The sequence below is a fragment of the Arthrobacter sp. H5 genome, from assembly GCF_000520595.1.
Taxonomy (GTDB): domain Bacteria; phylum Actinomycetota; class Actinomycetes; order Actinomycetales; family Micrococcaceae; genus Arthrobacter_D.
In genome coordinates this window covers 92,791-112,239 of record NZ_KI915037.1, presented here as the reverse complement: position 1 = coordinate 112,239, position 19,449 = coordinate 92,791, and the positions used below count along the sequence as shown (strand labels likewise).

18 protein-coding genes and 2 pseudogenes are annotated in these 19,449 nt (G+C 62.5%); 1 reads left to right on the top strand and 19 read right to left on the bottom strand.

Translation table 11 applies throughout. The features are described from left to right. The 19 genes and pseudogenes from Y708_RS30115 to dacB all read right to left on the bottom strand — a co-directional run. Positions 1 to 258 (bottom strand): annotated as a pseudogene (locus Y708_RS30115) (S9 family peptidase); the annotation flags it as partial. Between the two features lie 221 nt (positions 259 to 479). Next, positions 480 to 2,987: an ATP-dependent Clp protease ATP-binding subunit gene (locus Y708_RS0121240; RefSeq protein WP_028281465.1), complete on the bottom strand. Its 2,508-nt coding sequence runs from the start codon at positions 2,985 to 2,987 to the stop codon at positions 480 to 482. A gap of 152 nt (positions 2,988 to 3,139) precedes the next feature. Next, positions 3,140 to 3,463: a histone-like nucleoid-structuring protein Lsr2 gene (locus Y708_RS0121235; RefSeq protein WP_028281464.1), complete on the bottom strand. Its 324-nt coding sequence runs from the start codon at positions 3,461 to 3,463 to the stop codon at positions 3,140 to 3,142. Positions 3,464 to 3,569: 106 nt separating this feature from the next. Continuing rightward, a complete protein-coding gene (locus Y708_RS0121230; RefSeq protein ID WP_028281463.1) occupies positions 3,570 to 3,764 on the bottom strand; it encodes a hypothetical protein in 195 nt (64 codons plus the stop codon). A 3-nt stretch (positions 3,765 to 3,767) separates the two neighbouring features. Beyond that, positions 3,768 to 5,222 (bottom strand): lysine--tRNA ligase, encoded by a 1,455-nt coding sequence (gene lysS, locus Y708_RS0121225; RefSeq protein ID WP_081747107.1) that lies wholly within the window; start codon positions 5,220 to 5,222, stop codon positions 3,768 to 3,770. Between the two features lie 68 nt (positions 5,223 to 5,290). After that, the gene (panC, locus tag Y708_RS27025; RefSeq protein WP_253905919.1) at positions 5,291 to 6,211 is read right to left on the bottom strand and encodes a pantoate--beta-alanine ligase; all 921 of its coding nucleotides are present in this window, start codon (positions 6,209 to 6,211) and stop codon (positions 5,291 to 5,293) included. Further along, positions 6,208 to 7,113, bottom strand: coding sequence for a Rossmann-like and DUF2520 domain-containing protein (locus Y708_RS0121215; protein ID WP_028281461.1), 906 nt, complete (start codon positions 7,111 to 7,113; stop codon positions 6,208 to 6,210). The genes panC and Y708_RS0121215 overlap by 4 nt, the downstream gene beginning before the upstream one ends. Further along, complete coding sequence (locus tag Y708_RS27020; protein ID WP_051479261.1) at positions 7,100 to 8,662, bottom strand: PH domain-containing protein; 1,563 nt, start codon at positions 8,660 to 8,662, stop codon at positions 7,100 to 7,102. Before Y708_RS27020 ends, Y708_RS0121215 begins: the two co-directional genes overlap by 14 nt. Beyond that, a complete protein-coding gene (locus Y708_RS0121205) occupies positions 8,659 to 9,171 on the bottom strand; it encodes a PH domain-containing protein (protein WP_028281460.1) in 513 nt (170 codons plus the stop codon). The genes Y708_RS27020 and Y708_RS0121205 overlap by 4 nt, the downstream gene beginning before the upstream one ends. Continuing rightward, a complete protein-coding gene (locus tag Y708_RS0121200) occupies positions 9,164 to 9,655 on the bottom strand; it encodes a DUF3180 domain-containing protein (protein ID WP_028281459.1) in 492 nt (163 codons plus the stop codon). The genes Y708_RS0121205 and Y708_RS0121200 overlap by 8 nt, the downstream gene beginning before the upstream one ends. Before the next feature lie 4 nt (positions 9,656 to 9,659). Then, positions 9,660 to 10,154 (bottom strand): 2-amino-4-hydroxy-6-hydroxymethyldihydropteridine diphosphokinase, encoded by a 495-nt coding sequence (gene folK, locus Y708_RS0121195; RefSeq protein WP_028281458.1) that lies wholly within the window; start codon positions 10,152 to 10,154, stop codon positions 9,660 to 9,662. After that, entirely contained in the window at positions 10,151 to 10,534 is a 384-nt protein-coding gene (folB, locus tag Y708_RS0121190) for a dihydroneopterin aldolase (RefSeq protein ID WP_035777137.1), read from the bottom strand. Before folB ends, folK begins: the two co-directional genes overlap by 4 nt. An 8-nt stretch (positions 10,535 to 10,542) precedes the next feature. Beyond that, positions 10,543 to 11,448, bottom strand: a complete 906-nt coding sequence (gene folP / locus Y708_RS0121185; protein ID WP_028281456.1) for a dihydropteroate synthase — start codon at positions 11,446 to 11,448, stop codon at positions 10,543 to 10,545. Between the two features lie 10 nt (positions 11,449 to 11,458). Further along, positions 11,459 to 12,055: a GTP cyclohydrolase I FolE gene (gene folE / locus Y708_RS0121180; protein ID WP_051479262.1), complete on the bottom strand. Its 597-nt coding sequence runs from the start codon at positions 12,053 to 12,055 to the stop codon at positions 11,459 to 11,461. A gap of 56 nt (positions 12,056 to 12,111) precedes the next feature. Beyond that, on the bottom strand, positions 12,112 to 14,211 hold the full coding sequence (gene ftsH / locus Y708_RS0121175) for an ATP-dependent zinc metalloprotease FtsH (RefSeq protein ID WP_028281454.1): 2,100 nt from the start codon (positions 14,209 to 14,211) through the stop codon (positions 12,112 to 12,114). 192 nt (positions 14,212 to 14,403) lie between these two features. Continuing rightward, the gene (hpt, locus tag Y708_RS0121170) at positions 14,404 to 14,955 is read right to left on the bottom strand and encodes a hypoxanthine phosphoribosyltransferase (RefSeq protein ID WP_028281453.1); all 552 of its coding nucleotides are present in this window, start codon (positions 14,953 to 14,955) and stop codon (positions 14,404 to 14,406) included. 37 nt (positions 14,956 to 14,992) lie between these two features. Next, entirely contained in the window at positions 14,993 to 16,039 is a 1,047-nt protein-coding gene (gene tilS / locus Y708_RS27015; protein WP_253905918.1) for a tRNA lysidine(34) synthetase TilS, read from the bottom strand. 12 nt (positions 16,040 to 16,051) lie between these two features. Next, complete coding sequence (locus Y708_RS0121160) at positions 16,052 to 17,176, bottom strand: zinc-dependent metalloprotease (protein WP_028281452.1); 1,125 nt, start codon at positions 17,174 to 17,176, stop codon at positions 16,052 to 16,054. Positions 17,177 to 17,240: 64 nt separating this feature from the next. Continuing rightward, positions 17,241 to 18,656, bottom strand: coding sequence for a D-alanyl-D-alanine carboxypeptidase/D-alanyl-D-alanine endopeptidase (gene dacB, locus Y708_RS0121155; RefSeq protein WP_028281451.1), 1,416 nt, complete (start codon positions 18,654 to 18,656; stop codon positions 17,241 to 17,243). Between the two features lie 163 nt (positions 18,657 to 18,819). On the opposite strand from dacB, the pseudogene Y708_RS0121150 reads away from it, so the two are divergent. Beyond that, a pseudogene (locus Y708_RS0121150) lies at positions 18,820 to 19,290 on the top strand (inorganic diphosphatase); the annotation flags it as partial. Positions 19,291 to 19,449: the final 159 nt, after the last annotated feature.

Below are 19,449 nucleotides of genomic sequence, written 5' to 3'. Positions count from 1 at the left end.
AAGGAAGGCGGCACCCGATTCCCCCTTCGCGCTGCGGGTGATCCGCCGGGCAGGTTGGCGGCCGGTAGGGTCCAATTCCCACAATGCCGTGGTGTACGCGGTGGATTTGGAATTTAGCGTGGCTACAGCAGTGACCAGACGGGTGCCGTCCGGATTCAGGGACAACCCGTTGAGACGCGGTATCGCAATATAGTGATCCAGGTCATGGAATGGGGTCGCAGGCTTCACGGGGGTGGGTGAATTGGGCTCAGAAGTCATGCCTTCATCTCTACCATCAGTGTGGTCTGGTTCACAGTCACTTCACTCAGGGAGTAATCCGGTTGCTTCAGGCACCCACACATCAATCGACTCTCCCCAAAGTGACCTTCCCAGGCGTTTTTGAGCCCTGAGAAGGGCAGTTTGGGGAGAGTCGATTGCAGGCGGGCACAAAGACGGCCCGCCCCCTGGTTGGGGAACGGGCCGTCTGTGGTGTGACGCGTTTACTCAGGAACTGTTGCTTCGATGGCTGCCGGGGAGTCCTCGATTTCCTTGGGCGCTCCGTGTCCCACAAAGGTGAAGATGGCGTCATCTCCTTCGCCTTCGACGTCAACCGAAACAATCTCGCCGGACTTGATCTCGCCAAAGAGGATCTTCTCGGAGAGCTGATCCTCAATCTCGCGCTGGATGGTGCGGCGCAGGGGCCGCGCTCCCATTGACGGGTCGTAGCCGCGGGTGGCGAGCAGGACTTTGGCCGCAGGGGTGAGCTCGATACTCATCCCCTTGTCCGCCATCCGCTTGCCAAGCCTTTCGAGGAACAGATCCACAATCTGGACGATCTCTTCCTGAGTCAGCTGCGGGAACACCACCGTGTCATCAACACGGTTGAGGAACTCAGGCCGGAAGTGCTGCTTGAGCTCTTCAGTGACCTTGGCCTTGATCCGGGAGTAGTTGGTGTTGGTATCGGTTCCGGACTGGAAGCCGGTCATGACGCCCTTGGAAATGTCACGCGTACCAAGGTTGGTGGTCATGATGATCACGGTGTTCTTGAAGTCCACAACCCTGCCTTGGCTGTCGGTCAGACGGCCATCCTCAAGGATCTGGAGCAGTGAGTTGAACAGGTCAGCGTGAGCCTTCTCCACCTCGTCAAAGAGCACCACGGAGAACGGGCGACGACGGACCTTTTCGGTCAGCTGCCCACCTTCCTCATAGCCGACATACCCGGGAGGAGCACCGAAAAGCCTGGAAACGGTGTGCTTCTCCGAGTATTCCGACATGTCCAGGGTAATGAGGGACTCCTCGTCACCAAACAGGAATTCAGCAAGAGCCTTCGCGAGCTCGGTCTTGCCGACACCCGTGGGCCCGGCAAAGATGAACGAGCCGCCGGGACGCTTGGGATCCTTCAGCCCGGCGCGTGTGCGTCGGATCGCCTGGGAGATGGCCTTGATGGCGTCATCCTGGCCGATGACCCGCTTGTGCAGTTCATCCTCCATGTGAAGCAGCCTCGAGGATTCTTCCTCTGTTAGCTTGAAGACGGGAATGCCGGTGGAGTTGGCCAGCACCTCGGCGATGAGTTCCTCATCCACCTCGGCGATGTCATCCAGCCCGCCGGACTTCCAGCGGCGCTCCTTGTCCATGCGCTCATCATGAAGCTTTTGCTCCTTGTCACGCAGTGAGGCAGCGCCCTCGAAATCCTGGGCGTCAATGGCGGATTCCTTCTCCCGCTTGACGTCGGCAATACGCTCGTCAATCTCCTTGAGTTCCGGCGGTGCCGTCATCCGGCGGATGCGAAGGCGTGCACCCGCCTCATCAATGAGGTCGATGGCCTTGTCCGGCAGGAAACGATCCGAGACGTAGCGCTCGGAGAGGTGGGCCGCCGCGGCGAGGGCGGCGTCAGTAATGGAGACGCGGTGGTGCGCCTCGTAGCGGTCCCGCAGACCCTTGAGAATCTCGATGGTATGCGCCACCGAGGGCTCCTGGACCTGGATGGGCTGGAACCGGCGCTCCAGTGCCGCGTCCTTTTCGATGTGCTTGCGGTATTCATCCAGCGTGGTGGCACCGATGGTCTGAAGCTCGCCCCGGGCAAGCATGGGCTTCAGAATGGAAGCTGCATCAATTGCACCCTCCGCGGCACCGGCTCCCACAAGTGTGTGGATCTCATCGATAAACAGGATGATGTCTCCGCGGGTGCGGATCTCCTTCAGCACCTTCTTGAGGCGTTCCTCAAAGTCTCCGCGGTACCGGGAGCCCGCAACGAGCGAACCAAGGTCCAGGGTGTAAAGCTGCTTGTCCTTAATGGTCTCCGGCACGTCGCCACGGACGATGGCCTGCGCCAGGCCTTCGACGACGGCGGTTTTTCCGACGCCGGGCTCACCGATCAGGACGGGGTTGTTCTTTGTGCGGCGGGAAAGGACCTGCATGACCCGTTCCATTTCGAGCGCACGCCCGATCACCGGATCAAGTTTGCCCTCGCGAGCTGCCTGGGTGAGATTCCTGCCGAACTGGTCCAGCACCACCGAACCCGCGGGTGTGCCTTCCTGCTGCTGGCCCCCTGAACTGACCGGCTCCTTGCCCTGGTAACCGGAGAGCAGCTGAATGACCTGCTGCCGCACACGGTTGAGGTCAGCGCCGAGCTTGACCAGCACCTGCGCTGCAACGCCCTCACCCTCACGGATGAGTCCAAGCAGGATGTGCTCGGTGCCAATGTAGTTGTGGCCAAGCTGAAGCGCTTCCCGTAGGGAAAGCTCCAGCACCTTCTTGGCGCGCGGTGTGAAGGGGATGTGACCGGACGGCGCCTGCTGGCCCTGGCCGATGATCTCCTGTACCTGCTCGCGGACGGCACCGAGGGAAATGCTCAGGGACTCAAGAGCCTTGGCGGCCACCCCTTCACCCTCATGGATAAGTCCAAGCAGGATGTGCTCGGTGCCAATGTAGTTGTGGTTGAGCATGCGGGCTTCTTCTTGAGCCAGCACAACAACCCGACGGGCACGATCCGTAAATCTCTCAAACATGAGACACACTCCTTGCTAACGCGTAATTCGATGCTACGTGCCCTCGAACTGGTTTTGGAGCGTGTTCGCCACAGGCGAGATAAACGACTGGTCTGAGCGGCTGGTTCAGCTTTGGGCGCAACCGGAGGAAAAGGGGGTTGGTCAGCCTGCGGTTAGTGCTGGGCCGACCGGTAGGCGTCCACAATTTCACTGTTCACCCTGCCGCGTGAAGAAACGTTGTACCCGTTGGCCCGTGCCCATTCGCGGATCTGCGATGCCTCCTGATTACGGGCGGGAACAACTCCCCGCGTTTTCGCGGCCTGCGTGCTCCTGCGCGCGCCGGCGACATAAAGCGATAGTGCGTCGCGCAATTCCTTTGCGTGGGATGAGGAAAGATCCATTTCATACTGAACTCCGTCGAGTCCGAATCTGACTGTCTCCTCCGCTTCGCCGCCGTCAAGGTCGTCAATGAGAATGATCTTTACCTTTTGCGCCACGGTGAACTCCTGAAGATAAGTGGGAACTTTCTATATCAAGAGTAATTATGCGTCGTGGCCATTGCGTTCGTCAAAAGAATCCCGCAGGAACAATGGGGCTTCGGGATCAGCGCCCCGGCTCTTCCGGTTCCAGCTCATCAGCGGCGGGATTTTTCGCGTCCGCATCTTTTCTGTCCTGTGCCCGTTCCGCTTCAGCCATAGCCGCGCGTTCCGTTCGGTCAGCATTAAAAATTGATCGCATCACAAAATAAAAGATCGCCCCGACTGCCGCTGACGGAAGGAGTACAGCAAGATATTCCATGGTTCAGCCCAGTTCCGGCTTGAGCATTGGAAACAGGATGGATTCCCTGATTCCGACATTGGTAAACAGCATTACCAGGCGGTCGATTCCCAGGCCAATACCACCCATGGGCGGTGCGCCGTATTCCAGCGCCCGTAGGAAATCCTCATCCAACTGCATTGCCTCATCGTCCCCTGCAGCCGCTCGACGCGACTGTTCCGTCAATCTTTCGCGCTGGATGACTGGGTCGATGAGTTCCGAGAATGCGGTTCCCCGCTCCATGCCGCCGATAATCAGGTCCCACGCTTCGATAAGTTGTGGATTCTCCCTGTGCTGCCGCGCCAGTGGTTGGGCAGATGGTGGATAATCGAACACGAAAGTGGGTTGGATCAGGGTTGGCTCCACAATTTCCCCAAAAAGTTCAACAACCATTTTCTCAGTACTCCAGGCAGGATCCGTCTTGATTCCACGGTCCTGCGCCACATCTACAAGTGTTGCTTTGTCCGTAGCCGGGGTAATCTCGCGCCCCACGGCCTCGGACAGGCCCGGATAAACTCCAAGCCATCGCCATTCGCCATTTAAGTCAATGGTTCCGGCGGTCGTTTCAATGGTGCGTGATCCAAGCAGGTCGGCACAATTCAGGATTATCTCCCTCATCCGGTCCGCCATCACAAACTGGTCCGCGTAGGCTTCATAGCACTCAAGCATGGTGAATTCAGGGCTGTGTGTTGAGTCCACGCCTTCGTTTCGGAATATCCTTCCGATCTCATAGACACGATCAATTCCACCGACCACAGCCCGCTTCAAATAAAGTTCGAGCGCAATTCGGAGTGTCATTTTCTGATCAAAGGCGTTGAGGTGGGTTTCAAAGGGGCGGGCGGTCGCGCCGCCGTGCACCAGCTGGAGGATGGGGGTTTCCACCTCAACATACTCACGCGCGTGCAGGGTCTCCCGGATGGACCTGGTGATGGCCGCCCGGCGCATGACCATATCCCGGGCCTCCTGGCGGACCATGAGGTCCACGTAACGCTGCCTGACGCGGGTCTCCTCATTCACGCCGGCGTGGAGCGTGGGCAGCGGCCGCAGCGCCTTGGACGCCATCTCCCAGGCATCCGCCATGACGGACAGTTCACCGGTCCTCGAACTGATCACCTCGCCTTGCACCAGGATGTGGTCGCCGAGGTCCACCGTCGACTTCCAGTCGGTCAGGGCCTCCCCACCCACCACGGCGAGGCTCAGCATGATCTGCAGACGGGTGCCGTTTCCCTCCTGCAGCATAGCGAAGCACAGTTTTCCAGAGTTGCGGATGAACACGACCCGGCCAACCACACCCACCTTCTCGCCCGTGGATTCGCCCGCCGCCAGGGCCTCGAACCGCGTCCGGATCTCGGCAAGAGCATGGGTACGATCCGGCTTGACTGAGTACGCTTCATCGCCGCGTTCCAGGATGCGGGCCCGCTTCTCCATGCGGATTCGCATCTGCTCGGTGAACTCTTCGGTGGACTCTGCGGTCGACTGGGTATGTTCGGTGGTCACGATATACAAGGTTACCGGTTAAGGACCGGGCTGCTTTGTCCGCCGAGGAGCGGCATATTGTCAATCAGCCGCACGGTGCCCACGCGCGCGGCAATCAGCGCGAGTCCCTCACCGGTAAACGGGGTTTCGCGGCAATTGAACGCCAAGGGTTCCAGGGTCAGCGGATCGACGACGTCAAAATAATCGGTCTGGACAAGGGGCTGGCTGTCGACCAGTGCGACGGCGGAATCCAGGTCCAGGGGTTCGTTGCGCTCGGCACGTCCAACCAACAACCGCAGTGCACGTGAGAGCACCAGTGCGGCGTCACGCTCGTCGCCGCTGAGGAACCTGTTTCGGCTGGACAGCGCGAGCCCGTCATCAGTGCGAACCGTTGGCACTGCAACAATCTCCATTGGAAAGTTCAGGTCACGGACCATTCTTCTGATCAACGCGAGTTGCTGTGCGTCTTTTTGGCCAAAGTATGCCCGGTAGCGGGCATCAACCGCCGGCCAGGCTAAATGGAACAGCTTTGCAACAACGGTCAACATGCCGTCAAAATGGGCGGGCCGGGCCGCGCCTTCAAACTTTTCACCCAACGGACCGGACTGGAGTGTGACCATCGGACGGCCGTCCGGATAGACCTCACCCTGGGCTGGGGCAAACACCAGGTCCACACCGCAGTCGCCAAGCAGCTCCAAGTCCGTCTCCAGAGTCCGTGGATACCGCTCAAGGTCAGCCGACTCTCCGAACTGCAGCGGATTAACAAAGATGGAAGCGATTGTCACATCAGTGTCGCTCCGCATGGCGGCCGCCAATCCGGCGTGGCCCTCATGAAGTGCGCCCATGGTCGGCATGAGCCCCAGCCGTGAACCATTTCCGGCGGCAGTAAGAAGGTTGGTTGAAGCCTGCCGAAGCGCGGCTCCGTTTGTTACCAGGCGGGGCAGTGTGCTCAATTGCCGTCTCCGATGATCAACGCCGCTTCAATGGCCCGGCCCTGTTCTTCGGTGAGAAGGCCCCGGTCCACCGCCCGCCGTGATGTTGCACTGGCGAGTTCCCGGAACGCGATCCGGATGTCCTCGGAGTCCTGGCCCGCCAGCGCGGCGGCATGTGCAGCGACTGTTCCCACATCTCCCCGCGCGACTGGTCCAGTCAGCGCACCCTCTCCAGCGGACAGCGCGTTTTCCAGGGACGCCCGCATGAGCGGCCCAAGGAGGCGGTCCGGCCGCTCCACCCCGATATCGGTCAGTAGTTGGGTTGATTGCGCCGCAATGGTAACCAGATGGTTGGACGCGTGCGCGAGGGCAACATGATAGAGAACCCTGTGTTCCTCTTCGATCACCACCGGCTCGGCGCCCATCTCAACCACCAGCGCCTGCGCCACAGGCAGGACAGCCACCGGTGCGCTCACACCAAACGAGCAGTCAGGCAGCCGGGTCAGGTCCAGGCTCATCCCGGTGAAGGTCATGGCCGGATGCAGCGCCAACGGAATCACACCGACAGCGCAGGCGGGATCCAGCACACCGATGCCGTGCCTGCCGGAGGTGTGTGCCACCAACTGCCCGGGCTGCCAGGCTCCCACCGCCGCTAGTCCGGCAACCAAGTCCGGCAGGGCGTCGTCGGGCACTGCAAGCAATACCAGTTCGGACCGCTCAATGATGTCCGGGATCTCCAGGACCGGCACGCCCGGCAGGAGGTTTTCCGCACGTTCGCGACTTGCCTCGGACACCGCCGACACACCCACAATGGCGTGTTCCGCCGCCCTGAGGGCCGCGCCAAGGACGGCGCCCACCTTGCCCGCCCCGATCACCCCCACCCCCAGTCGTCCGGGGCGGCGGGAGGTCCTAGCGGTTGTCATTGGGGGCCTCATCAGGGCGGTCCAGTGCCGAATAGGTGGGCGGTTGCGGCATGGAAACCCGCTGGGGTTCCTCCACGGGGCGCATCCACTGTTCAGGGCCGCTGCGTCTGCGTGCATCTGCTGCGCGCCGCGCCTGCTCGTGGAAAAGGGTCCACGCCGCGTCCTGGCCGGTCTGGACCACGCGGGGCGAAACAGGCCCCGGTGTGGTGTGCAGTATCACGTCGGCCACCCCAAACCTCCGCGCAAGCGGCCCTTGGTGTACGGCCAGCGATTGGGTGCGCTCATGAGGTACGACGGCGAGCTGGCGCCACCAGGCGCCCGACCGCACCAGCAGGGCAGTATCGGTGACCTTAAACCCGTTTCGGCGCCACGCCAACGGGGCAATAGGCCGCGCCCGCCGCGGAGAGGTGACAAATCCGCCGTCGTTGTCCCGCCCTCGAATGCCGGCAGTGAAAACGTCAACCGGGTTTTCGGTTCCCGGATCGGGGAGGACCAAGGCAAGGATCTGCAGAACCTCGTCCCGGGTTCCCACCGGCAGGATGGTGGCGCGTGCCTGCGACTCCCCGCTGGCCGCCGCACCATAGCCGGCCACGTTGACAGTCACTTTGTACCAGCCTTTGATTCGCCAGAGCGGCGACTGGATGATTCCAACGGCCTGCACGCGGCCCGGCGGAACAGTCTGCGTCCGGGTATCCAGCAGCCCGTAACGGATACGGATGCCGTCCGGTGAAATCGCTGCACGGAAATTGAAGCCGGTATTGATGACGCTCCAGTAGCCGCCGACCACCGCCAGTCCCACCGGGATGACGATCGCCAGCAGCGCCCCGGTACGGGCCAGCACCGCGAGGACAATCACCGCTACGAGCGCAAGGATAAGGAAGATAGTGGTGCCTGAAAGCGCAGCCGCACCAAAAACCCGCCGCGGCGTCAGTGCCAGAACCTCCCTTTCGGGGGCTTCCTGGATTTCGTCGGGATGCTCGGGATCGATCGTTACACCGGCGGCACGCGCGAGGATGGTGGCGCGCAGCTGCTGGGCGTCCTTCAACTTCAGGAAGGCGAGTTTCACCGCGGATTCCCCGGCATCGGCCACTTCGAACTTCAGTTCCGCCAAGCCAAAAATCCGAGCCAGGAACGGCTGCACCACGTCAATGGCCTGCACACGGTCCAGCCTGGCCTGCCGGTTCTGCCTGAAGATAATGCCCGAGTTCACTTTCACATGCTGCTCGGTCACCTGGTACCGGGTGAAGTACCAGGACAGCAGGAAGCCCGCGGCAACCAGCAGTACCACTCCGGTAATGATGGCGATCGCCCACGGAAGGCGGGCGCCGCCGTCACCCGGCAGTCCCACCGCATCCTCACCGCTCAGGAGGCTTTCAAACCAGTCACGGCCGGCAAAGAAGATGATGGCCACCAGCGCAATCCAGCCGCGCACCAGGGGCGAGATGATGTGGACGCGCTTCCACTCGTCCTGGGGCGCCGCCAGCAGGGCCGGGTCGGGGACGACGCCGGAGTGCTGGCTGCCACTTTCGGCTGCGGGTTCGCTGGTCACAGTCCGGCCAGCTTCGCTTCGCCGCGCTCGGACAGCTGCTCCCGCAGCCGCGCCCCTTCCTCAGTGGGCAGGCCGGGAAGCTGTGCATTGGTTCCCGGTGAGGCTGTATGCAGCTTCACCGTGCACAACCCGAAAGCCCGCTCAAGCGGACCCACGGCCACGTCGACGTACTGCATCCGGCCGTAAGGCACCACCATGGTGCGCTGGAAGAAAATGCCCCTGCGTACCAGGAGGTCCTCGTCCCGCTCCGCGTATCCGATGGAACGGATCTGACGCGGGAGCAGGATGACGCGCCACAGTTCCAGTACGAGCACCACCGCGGGCAGCCCCCAGGCCAACCAAGCCGGATACCCGGGCCACACGTCCGTCAACATCAGCACCAGGGGCACCGAGGTGACCACGAGGTAGATCAGGGCCTCCACTGCCCACGCGATCAACTGAACCGTTAAGTACTTCGGTGACACCCTTGTCCAGTCGAGCCCCGCCGGATCAATCGGTTCCTTACGCATATTCCCCCTCGCCGTCCTGACTTGTTTCTGCCGAATCGGCGTTGTCATCGGGTGGCAGCCTGCAGAAACCTTCCACCACCATGCCAACAATTATCATCGCTATACCGCCGGCTACCAGCGCAAGGGACCCCCATACCGGTCCCAGGTTGTTCCGGACGGACAGGAGCGTGAGTTGATCCAAAAGGATTCCCAGATGCCACCCCGTACTCAGCGCACCCGCGTAAGCGGTTGCCTGGGCAAGGACGAGGGTGCGGGCCGCCAGGATGGCGCTCAGCGGACGGTCCCGCTTGCCGTTGCGCCAACGCCGCACCCGCAGGCCGAAGATCAGGGTTATGGCAACCACCACCGCCACCGTGAGCAGGGCACTGAGGTGGAGTGACGGAGCCGGAAAGCCGTTGCGCGTAGCCCACCAATTAACAAGCCACCCGGCCACGGCAGCAACCAGGCCAATCACTGCCAACCAACTGACCTTGATCGAATCCACGCTGTTAGACCCCCTCGAACGGAACGAGGCCGTCCAGGTCCTCCGCCTGCTCAACCAGCTCGGACACCAGCCTGCCCTCGAGGACTGCCGAGGAATCCATCCACACCCAGGGCTGCAGCACAAAGGCGCGGGTCGCCGCGCGGGGGTGGGGGATGGTGAGTTGCTCATCCTGCGAGGTGTAGTCGCCAAAGGTGATGATGTCGATGTCCAGTGTCCTCGGACCCCAGCGGACTGTCCGAACCCGCAGGTGCTTGTTCTCAACCGCCTTGCAGTGTTCCAACAGCTCATACGGTGAGAAGTCGGTTTCCACCTCCACCACCATGTTCAGGTAGTCCGGTTGATCCGGCCCGCCCACGGCCTTGGTGAGGACAATCGGCGACACCTCCCGTAGCCTCACCCGCGGAGTATCAACCAGATCCGCAACGGCAAGGGATAACGTGTCGCGGCTCTCCCCCAGATTGCTGCCCAACGCAAGCACCGAGCGCACAGCGCGGCTCATGTGCGTTCCCTGAAGATCGATACCGCAACATCGCCGAAAGGTACTTCGATGGGGGCTTTGGGCTTGTGCACGGTTACTTCGACGGCATCCACCGCGAACGCCGTCAGCACGTGGGCAGCAATGCGCTCGGCAAGTGCTTCGATCAGGTTCAGGGGCTCACCGGTGATCAGGTCCTTAATCTGTTCCGCCAGCTCTCCGTAGTGAGCGGTCTGCGACAGGTCATCGGTTGTGCCCGCGCTCCGGAGATCCAGATACAGCACCGCGTCCACAATGAAAGGCTGACCATTGCGCCGTTCGTGTTCAAAGACTCCGTGGTGCCCGACGGCGGTAATCCCCTTGAGCGCGATGGTGTCCTGTCTGACCGGCAGGGCGCGTGTCATCGGAGCGCCTACTTGGTCCACGCCGCGGAGACCTTGACAGCATCAAGGCTGGGTCCGACGTCGTGCACCCGTACGCACCAGGCACCGTTGGCGGCCGCCAGAGTGGACACGGCAGCACTCGCGTGGTCGCGTTCGGCCGGGGCGGCGGCCTTGCCGGCCATGGTGAGCAGCGTACCCAGGAAACGCTTGCGCGAAGCACCCACCAGGACGCGGTGCCCCAGCACGTCAAACCGTTCAAGGGACCGAAGCAAATCCCAGTTCTGTTCGTCAGTTTTTGCGAAGCCGATTCCGGGATCCAAGATGATCTGTTCCGGGCTGACACCGGCCGCGTAGAACTTGTCCCGGACGCTCATGAGCTCGGAAATAACGTCCTCCACCACATCGTCATACGTGGCGAGTGAGTTCATGGTCAGGGCATTTCCACGGCGGTGCATCAACACGTACGGCACCTTCCGTTCCGCGATGAGAGCCGGCATCTCCGGGTCAAAGTCCAGACCGGAAACGTCATTGACAACGGCCGCCCCTGCATCAATGGCCCTTGCCGCGGTGCTGGCGTGCATGGTGTCAACACTGACCAACGCACCGGCCTTCACCAGGGCTGCCACCACCGGGAGGATGCGTTTCTGCTCTTCTTCCACGGTGGTTTTGTCTGCGTTGGGCCGGGTGGACTCTCCCCCCACATCGATCATGTCCGCGCCAGCGTAGTGCATGCGGAGTCCTTCAGCGATTGCATCGTCCGCCGTAGAGAACCTGCCCCCATCGCTGAAGGAGTCCGGGGTGACATTGAGAATTCCCATAACCAGGGTCCGGTTGGTGGGCAGGTCGGAGAAGGACTTGGCCACCCGCGAGGGGCGCAGTACGGGTAGCGGTGAAGTTGCCGGTCCGGTTCCAGGGGCTGCCGCAAGAGAATCCATGTATTCAGTCCTATCTTCCGAGTATCAAGCTCATTGCTTCCGCGCGTGTGGCCGTGTCCCTGACCTGCCCGCGGACAGCGGAGGTGACCGTCTTTGCACCGGGCTTGCGAATACCGCGCATGGACATGCACATGTGCTCGCACTCAATAACCACAATGGCACCCTTTGGTTGCAGGTGCGTCATCAGTGCATCGACTATCTGGGTGGTCAGCCGCTCCTGCACCTGCGGCCGGCGGGCAAAAACCTCTACCAGCCGCGCAAGTTTGCTGAGGCCTGTGACCTTTCCCTCCGCCGAGGGGATGTAGCCGATGTGTGCAGCCCCGTGAAATGGAACAAGGTGGTGCTCACACGTCGAGTAGAACGGTATGTCCTTAACCAGGACCAGTTCCTCATGATCAAGATTAAAAGTCGTGGAAAGAACCTCACCGGCGTCTTGGTGCAGACCGGCAAAGAACTCCGCATAGGCCCGCGCCACACGGTTGGGGGTTTCGCGGAGACCGTCACGCTCAGGGTCCTCGCCAATGGCGGCGAGGATCTCCCGCACCGCCCGCTGGATTCTTGGCTGGTCCACCGGGGAACCGCTCGCTGCCAGCGCAGCGTCGATCATCTCATCGTCGAAGTCCGTCACCAATTGATCCTAACCCGGCAGGTAAGGCCGGCTTCCTACTCGTTACGGTCGTGGCCCAGCGAACGTTCCGTTCCCCCGGCACCGCCTTTGCCACCCCGGCTGCCGTCGCCTGACTCCGGCTCGGGGAGTCCGCTGACCTGCACGTCAAAATCCTGCGGCATGTTGGCGTCGGCAATCTGGTCCTGTGGAGCAACGGTGTTCGGGTCCGGCTCGCCGGCCTGATCCGCTTCCGCACGCTCTTTGGCGGAAACCACCGGTGGGAGCGAGTGGACCGGGCGGGTATCTTTGGACAGCCAGACGGTGCGAAGGCTGCGCTTGCGCACATCAGTGAACACCTCGGCGATTTCCGCCTGGTTCAAGGTTTCACGTTCCAGCAACTCCAGCGCGATGCTGTCTAGAACGTCCCGGTTCTCGGTGAGGATCTGGTAGGCCTCGTCATGTGCGTTGTCGATCAGACGGCGCACCTCTTCGTCCACAATGTAGGCGATGTGGTCAGAGTAGTTGCGTTCGTGGCCCATATCCCGGCCGAGGAACGGCTCCCCGCCGCCCTGGCCCAGCTTGACGGACCCGATGCGTTCGCTCATGCCGTACTGGGTCACCATCTTGCGTGCCGTGGACGTGGCCTTCTCGATGTCGTTGGACGCACCCGTCGAGGGGTCGTGGAACACAATTTCCTCTGCCACCCTGCCGCCCATCGCGTAGGCAAGCTGGTCCAGAAGCTCGTTGCGGGTGATCGAATACTTGTCATCCGCGGGCATCACCATGGTGTAGCCCAAGGCACGTCCGCGAGGCAGGATAGTCACCTTGGTGACCGGATCGGTGTTCCGCAGGGCCGCCGCCACCAGCGCGTGGCCGCCCTCGTGGTAGGCCGTAATCTTGCGCTCAAGTTCCTTCATCACGCGGCTGCGTTTCTGCGGTCCGGCAATCACACGGTCGATCGCTTCATCCAGCGCGCGGTCGTCAATAAGGTTCGCGTTGGAGCGCGCGGTGAGCAGCGCCGCTTCGTTCAGCACATTGGCGAGGTCCGCACCGGTAAAGCCGGGGGTCTTCTTGGCAACGGAGCGCAGGTCCACGCCCGGTGCCATCGGCTTTCCCTTGGAGTGCACCTGCAAAATTCGATCCCGTCCGCCCATGTCCGGTGCCTCGACGCCAATCTGGCGGTCAAAGCGTCCCGGGCGCAACAGTGCGGGATCCAGGACATCCGGACGGTTTGTCGCGGCAATAAGTATCACGTTGGTGTTGGCGTCGAAGCCGTCCATCTCCACCAGGAGTTGGTTCAGGGTCTGCTCGCGCTCATCGTTTCCGCCGCCCACACCGGCGCCACGGTGGCGGCCAACGGCGTCGATCTCGTCCACAAAGATGATGGCGGGAGCGTTGGCCTTGGCCTGCTCAAAGAGATCACGCACGCGGGATGCGCCAACGCCCACAAACATCTCAACAAAGTCGGACCCTGAGATTGAATAGAAGGGCGCGCCCGCCTCACCGGCAACAGCTCGGGCCAACAGCGTTTTACCAGTTCCGGGAGGACCGTAGAGCAACACACCCGTGGGGATCTTGGCGCCGAGAGCCTGAAACTTGGCCGGCTCCTGCAGGAATTCCTTGATCTCATGCAGTTCCTCAACGGCTTCATCAGCGCCCGCAACATCGTTGAAGGTGACCTGTGGCAGGTCCTTGTTGATGAGCTTGGCCTTCGACTTACCAAACTGCATCACCTTGGAGCCGCCGCCCTGCATGCGGCTGAGCAGGAACCAGAAGATAGCACCCAGGATCAGGATGGGGAAAATAAGGCTGAAGATGTTTCCGAACCAGTTGTTTTCAAGGGGCTGGTCGGTAAAGCCATCGACGTCGGACTGGTTGATTGCCTCGACCACCAGCTCGCCACGGTTCTGGCTGAAGAAGAACTGAACGCTTCGGCCCAGATCCTCGTAGTCTTCTCTCAGCGTGAGGTCGACGCGGTTCTCGCCGTCGTGGATTTTGGCCTGTTCAACGCTGTCGGACTCCAGCAGCTCAAGACCCACGCTGGTGTCGACCCGCGCGCCGCTGCTGTTGAAGACAGTGGGCAGGATGACAAGTAGTGCCACTACCGCGAGCACAATCCAGAATATGGGGCCCTTGAAAATCTTCTTAAATTTCATGCGTCTCAGGGTTGTAAGACCCTGTCCCTCCTGCTTCACGAGCCAAATTATCCACGGGCGCTTTTCTCTGGGCGCCATGAACGCCATTCAAGCTTTACACCGTCTGCAGAATCCACGCACACTGCGATCGAAAAGTTCCCTCTGGGCGTACAGAACCAACGTGGGTGGCCGCGGAGTCACCCGGTGAGCCGCCTACTCGTAGACGTGCGGTGCAAGCGTTCCGATGAAATCGAGGTTGCGGTACTTTTCGGCGAAATCCAAACCGTAGCCCACAACAAACTCGTTGGGGATGTTGTACCCCACGTACTTCACGTCAATGTTCACCTTGGCGGCCTCGGGCTTGCGGAGGAGCGTGCAGATTTCCACCGAGGCGGGACCGCGCGAGAGCAGGTTCGCCTTCAGCCAGGACAGTGTGAGCCCCGAATCGATGATGTCCTCGACTATCAAAACGTGCTTTCCCATGAGGTCCGTCTCGAGGTCCTTGAGGATGCGCACCACTCCCGAGGACTGCGTTCCGGATCCGTAGGAGGACACCGCCATCCAGTCCATGGTCACATGCGAGTGCAGCGCCCGCGCCAGGTCCGCCATGACCATCACCGCGCCCTTCAACACGCCCACAATCAGCAGGTCCCGGCCGGCATAGTCGCTGTCGATTTCCGCCGCCAGTTCATTCACCCGCCGCTGGATGTCCTCTTTGGTGTAAAGAACGTGCTTGAGGTCTGACTGGACGTCGTGTGAATCCACCAATAACTCCTGGGGGTAATCGAATCCGCGCACCCGGCTAGGACGGCACGCGGCGGTTTTTCCTAAGGACAAGACTGCCATAGCCGGGCTCCCCATGGGGAACGGGCTTCCCACGCACCTGCCGGTAGGCGCTTACGTTGCCTCCCAGCTGCACCGGCCCGGCTGAACCTTCGCGCCTCAGGAGATTCTCCGCCGCCAGGAGCCGCTCGTAGCTGGGCTGGACACCGCCAAGTTCGACGACGGCGAGCGCCAGCACCCGCTGTCGCAGGGAGGGCGGAAGCGATCGCAGCGCCTCCTCGGACAGGAGGATGCCGCCGTCGTGCTCCCTCCTGATCCGCCCGTACTCGTCCTTGCTGACCGCGTCCAGATAGTCTGCGTCCTGCCCGAGGATGCGGGACGTGCGGTAGAGCGCCCGCGCTATTCCCGGACCCAACTGCTCCTCGAGATAGGGCAGCACCTCGCTCCGGACACGCGAACGGGCGAAGACCGGATCCGCATTGCTGGGGTCGTGCCATGGCTGGAGGTTCTCGAACCGGCACACCTCATCAGTGTCGGCGCGCTGGAGGCTGAGGAAAGGCCGCAGGTAGCTCCCCCGCCGTGCCGGCATCCCCGCCAGCGACCGGGTTCCCGAGCCGCGGGAGAGGCCAAGCAGCACCTGTTCCGCCTGATCATCAAGGGTGTGGCCCAGAAGTACTGCCGCAGCGCCATGCCCGACGACGGCCGCATCCAACGCTTCATAGCGCACCGTCCGCGCGGCCGCCTCCGGTCCCATGCCTGAGGTTGGCACGGTGACGCGGCGGACTTCCACCGGGTCCAGGCCAAGGGCCTGCAGCTGCTGTTGAGCGCGGTCTGCGACGTCGGCGCTCCCCGCCTGCAGCCCGTGATCCACCACCACAGCACCCACCCGGAATTCTCCGCTGCGGGCAAAGTGCGAGGCGGTTGCAGCGAGGGCCAGGGAATCCGGTCCGCCGCTGCAGGCAACCAGCACCAGGGAACCCTGGGCTACCTCCGCGTCCCGGAGCGCCTGGCGCACAAGGTTCCGGGCAACACCCACCACGGGACTGAGCCGGGGCCGCCGGATCACAGTGTGCGCACTTCAGCCAACGGGCTGCAGACCCATCCGGGTAATCCACGCGTCAGGGGAATGGATCTCCTTCTCGGTGGGGAGGTTGTCCGCGCTGATCCACACCCGGTTGAACCCCTCCATGCCCACCGCGTCCACCACGCGCCGGACAAACCGGGCGCCGTCGCTGTACTGGCGCATCTTCGCGTCGAGGCCCATGAGCCGTCGAATGAGCTTTTCCACCGGACCACGGGATTTACCGCGCGCGTTGAAGCGGCTGCGGATCGTTTTGACGGTAGGGACAATGCTTGAGTCGACTGCGTCCATCACCACGTTGGCATGGCCTTCCAACAGGCTCATCACGGCGGTGAGATGAGACAGTCGCGCCTTGTCCTCCGGGTCTTGGAGCAGGGACAGGACGCCGGAATCCTGGGGCGGAACGCCGTCGTCGTCGTTCTGTGAACCACCCTGGCGCGGGGAGATCGACTTCAGCGCGCCAGCGAGGCGCTCAGACAGGCCGTCCGCCTTGTCGACCAGCCCGACGGTCAGCTGGGAAATGTGCTCCCGCATGTGGTCCTTCAGCCAGGGCGCGGCGGCAAACTGCACCCGGTGAGTCTGCTCATGCAGGCAAACCCACAGCCGGAAGTCCGTTGGATCTACATTGAGCTCGCGTTCGATCGAAATGATGTTCGGGGCAACCAGCATCAGGCGGCCGCCCGGCCCATTGCGCGATGGGACAAACGGGTCATACTGGCCCAGGACCTTGCTGGACAGGAAAGCCAGAATTGCGCCCATCTGCGCACCCGTGACGTTGCCGCTGACGGCCGCTCCGCCATTCTTCAAATGCTCGCCCTTGGTGCGAAGGAGCTCCTCAAGCGCCGGCGCCATCAGGGTCTGGAAGCTCTGGGTGTTGGCCTTCGCCCAGGACGCGCGGTCCACGATGAGCAGCTCGGAGTCGCGGAGGTCCCGTGCGGCATCCAGCCCAGTGATCCGGTGAACGTGGCCCACAGAGGCATCCGCCAGTTCGCGGAGGTTCTGCACGGCCGCAGCTATTTCTCCTGCACGCAGCTGGGGACCCGGAGGCGAGAGCTTTGCCGCGCTGCTGGCGGCGAGCTCCCAGTTGACGAGTTGCGGGCGGGACGGCGTGCTGCTTTCCATGGGGACCATTCGACCACACTAATCTGGGAGGGCGTCGCCCCGCCCAGTCGCGTGCGGTGTGCAGCTAGCGGCACCCGCAAGCAGCGAGCACTGCCGCCGCGTTGTCCGCGGCGGCTCTTGCCTGACCGGTGTTACCGTCCAGGTCTCCCGCGATGAAGGAGAATGCGAGCAGCCGCCCCTCCGCCGTCACCACGTGCCCGGTCAGCGCCGTCACCGCATTGAGTGTGCCGGTCTTGGCGCGCACCAGGCCGGCACCGGCAGCCGCGTCGCCGTCGTTATAGCGGTCCGCCAGCGTGCCCGACAATCCCGCGACCGGAAGCCCGTCGAGCACCCGCTGTAGGGAACGGTCCTCGGTGGCGAGCAGGGCCTGCACCAATCCGGCCAGCTGTGCCGGCGATACCAGCGTGCGGGGGGAGAGACCCGCTGCGTCGCCCAGGAACATGCCCTCGGTGGGGAGTTCCAGGGCGCCCAGCGCTTCGACGATGGTTTCCAGGCCGCCCCCAAACGACGCCGGACGCCCACTGGCCTTCGCCGCTACCCTGGCGAGCGCCTCAGCCAGATAGTTGTCCGAGGTCAGGAGCATGTGGGAAACGAGTTCGCTGACCGTTGCCGATTCAACAGAAGCAAGAAGCGGCGCGTCCGGTGGGGTGGGTGCCCGCTGGATGTCCTCCTCGACGTCGATGCCGGCTTCGGCCAGCGCCTTCCGGAAGACCGCCGCAGCGTCCATGGCAGCATCCTGCGAACGCGGACCCGCCTGCGTCCCCTCCTCGATCCAGGACGAGTTGATTGCCAACGGGTAGATGGGCGCAATCTCTCCGTTTTCAATATCACCGGCATTCCAGCCGGCGTTGAGGACGGGACCAGCGAAGAGCGAGTCGTCCAGGAAGATCCGGACTGGGCCTTCAGCCTCCAGTTCTTTGGCGGTTTGGGCCGCGAGGGTTGCCAGTCCGGCATGTCCAATGACACCGTCGGCATCGGATCTGCCGGAGCCAAGCAGCACATCGCCACCAGCGCGAAGCAGCAGCGACCCCGGCTCGCTTCCCTGGTGCACCGACGTGATCAGACGCTTGTCCGGATCCAATTTGGTGAGGACGGCGGTGGCGGTGAGGAGCTTCATGTTCGACGCCGGCAGCTGCAGCTTTTCGCCGTCGCGGTTGTAGAGCGTTTCACCCGTTTCAGCATCGATGACTGTCCCGGTAAACGAACCCGACCCGCTGATCACCAGCTCTTCGGCGAGCAGTGACTCGAGGACGGTGGGGTCGGGGATGGGTGCTGCGGAATCCAGCCTGCTCACCATTGTGGGAACGCTGAGATCCTCCGGCGGACGCTGCATAGAAGGGATGACTGGTTCCGGCGTGGGCTCTTTGACCGCAAGGACATCTGCCACACGGGGGCCGAAGTGCAGGCCGAACGGCACAGCCAAAGCGCCCAGCGCAAGGACAAGCAGCATGGTCGTCACAAGGCGCGCGCTGCGCTTCATGGTGCCCTCCCCCTTGCCCGTGATGTGGAGTAAACCCTGCGCACAGTGCCCGGGCGGACCTGGCCGGAATGGGGGAAGTGACGCGGACCTACTATCTTTAACAGTAAACCGGGCGCCTGCCGCTTTGCGCCCGCGCCGCCAGCTTCCATCAAGAGGAGTTTCCATGCAACTCGACGTCACCATCGAGATACCCAAGGGTTCACGCGTCAAGTACGAAATCGACCACGAAACTCACCGCCTTCGCCTGGACCGCGTGCTCTTCACCTCCATGCAGTACCCCACACACTACGGCTACTTCGAGAACACGCTCGGCGAAGACGGCGATCCCCTGGACGCCATGGTGATGCTGCAGGATTTCGATCTCATCCCGGGCGTCCTGGTGGAATCCCGTCCCATTGGCGTGTTCAACATGACCGACGACGGCGGCGGGGATGCAAAGGTTCTCTGCGTCCCGGTGGATCCCCGCTTCGATCACATCCGGGAACTTTCGGATGTATCGAAGTTCCTGCTCGATGAGATCGAACACTTCTTCACCAAGTACAAGGATCTGGAACCCGGCAAATGGGTTGAGGCGGCTGACTGGGCCGGCCGCGCTGAAGCAGAGGCAGAGGTTAAGGCATCCCTGGAACGCTTCAAGCAGCAGGGAGAACACAGCGAAGAGGATGAGCCGCAGGGCCGCGATGTCGACGCCGATTCCGACAACGCGTCCGTCGCACCGCAGGGCCGCTGACTAAGCGGCGCTGTTCATGGGGACCCCTCCCCATGGCGCCCATGCGGGCGCAGGGGTAGGTTC

What these genes read in the sequence shown, in the direction of transcription:
- Y708_RS0121240 (WP_028281465.1), bottom strand. Translation starts at nt 2,987, where the DNA reads ATGTTTGAGAGATTTACGGATCGTGCCCGTCGGGTTGTTGTGCTGGCT.
- Y708_RS0121230 (WP_028281463.1), bottom strand. Translation starts at nt 3,764, where the DNA reads ATGGAATATCTTGCTGTACTCCTTCCGTCAGCGGCAGTCGGGGCGATC.
- lysS (WP_081747107.1), bottom strand. Translation starts at nt 5,222, where the DNA reads ATGCGAATCCGCATGGAGAAGCGGGCCCGCATCCTGGAACGCGGCGAT.
- Y708_RS0121215 (WP_028281461.1), bottom strand. Translation starts at nt 7,113, where the DNA reads ATGACAACCGCTAGGACCTCCCGCCGCCCCGGACGACTGGGGGTGGGG.
- Y708_RS0121205 (WP_028281460.1), bottom strand. Translation starts at nt 9,171, where the DNA reads ATGCGTAAGGAACCGATTGATCCGGCGGGGCTCGACTGGACAAGGGTG.
- folK (WP_028281458.1), bottom strand. Translation starts at nt 10,154, where the DNA reads ATGAGCCGCGCTGTGCGCTCGGTGCTTGCGTTGGGCAGCAATCTGGGG.
- folB (WP_035777137.1), bottom strand. Translation starts at nt 10,534, where the DNA reads ATGACACGCGCCCTGCCGGTCAGACAGGACACCATCGCGCTCAAGGGG.
- folP (WP_028281456.1), bottom strand. Translation starts at nt 11,448, where the DNA reads ATGGATTCTCTTGCGGCAGCCCCTGGAACCGGACCGGCAACTTCACCG.
- folE (WP_051479262.1), bottom strand. Translation starts at nt 12,055, where the DNA reads ATGATCGACGCTGCGCTGGCAGCGAGCGGTTCCCCGGTGGACCAGCCA.
- ftsH (WP_028281454.1), bottom strand. Translation starts at nt 14,211, where the DNA reads ATGAAATTTAAGAAGATTTTCAAGGGCCCCATATTCTGGATTGTGCTC.
- Y708_RS0121160 (WP_028281452.1), bottom strand. Translation starts at nt 17,176, where the DNA reads ATGGAAAGCAGCACGCCGTCCCGCCCGCAACTCGTCAACTGGGAGCTC.
- dacB (WP_028281451.1), bottom strand. Translation starts at nt 18,656, where the DNA reads ATGAAGCGCAGCGCGCGCCTTGTGACGACCATGCTGCTTGTCCTTGCG.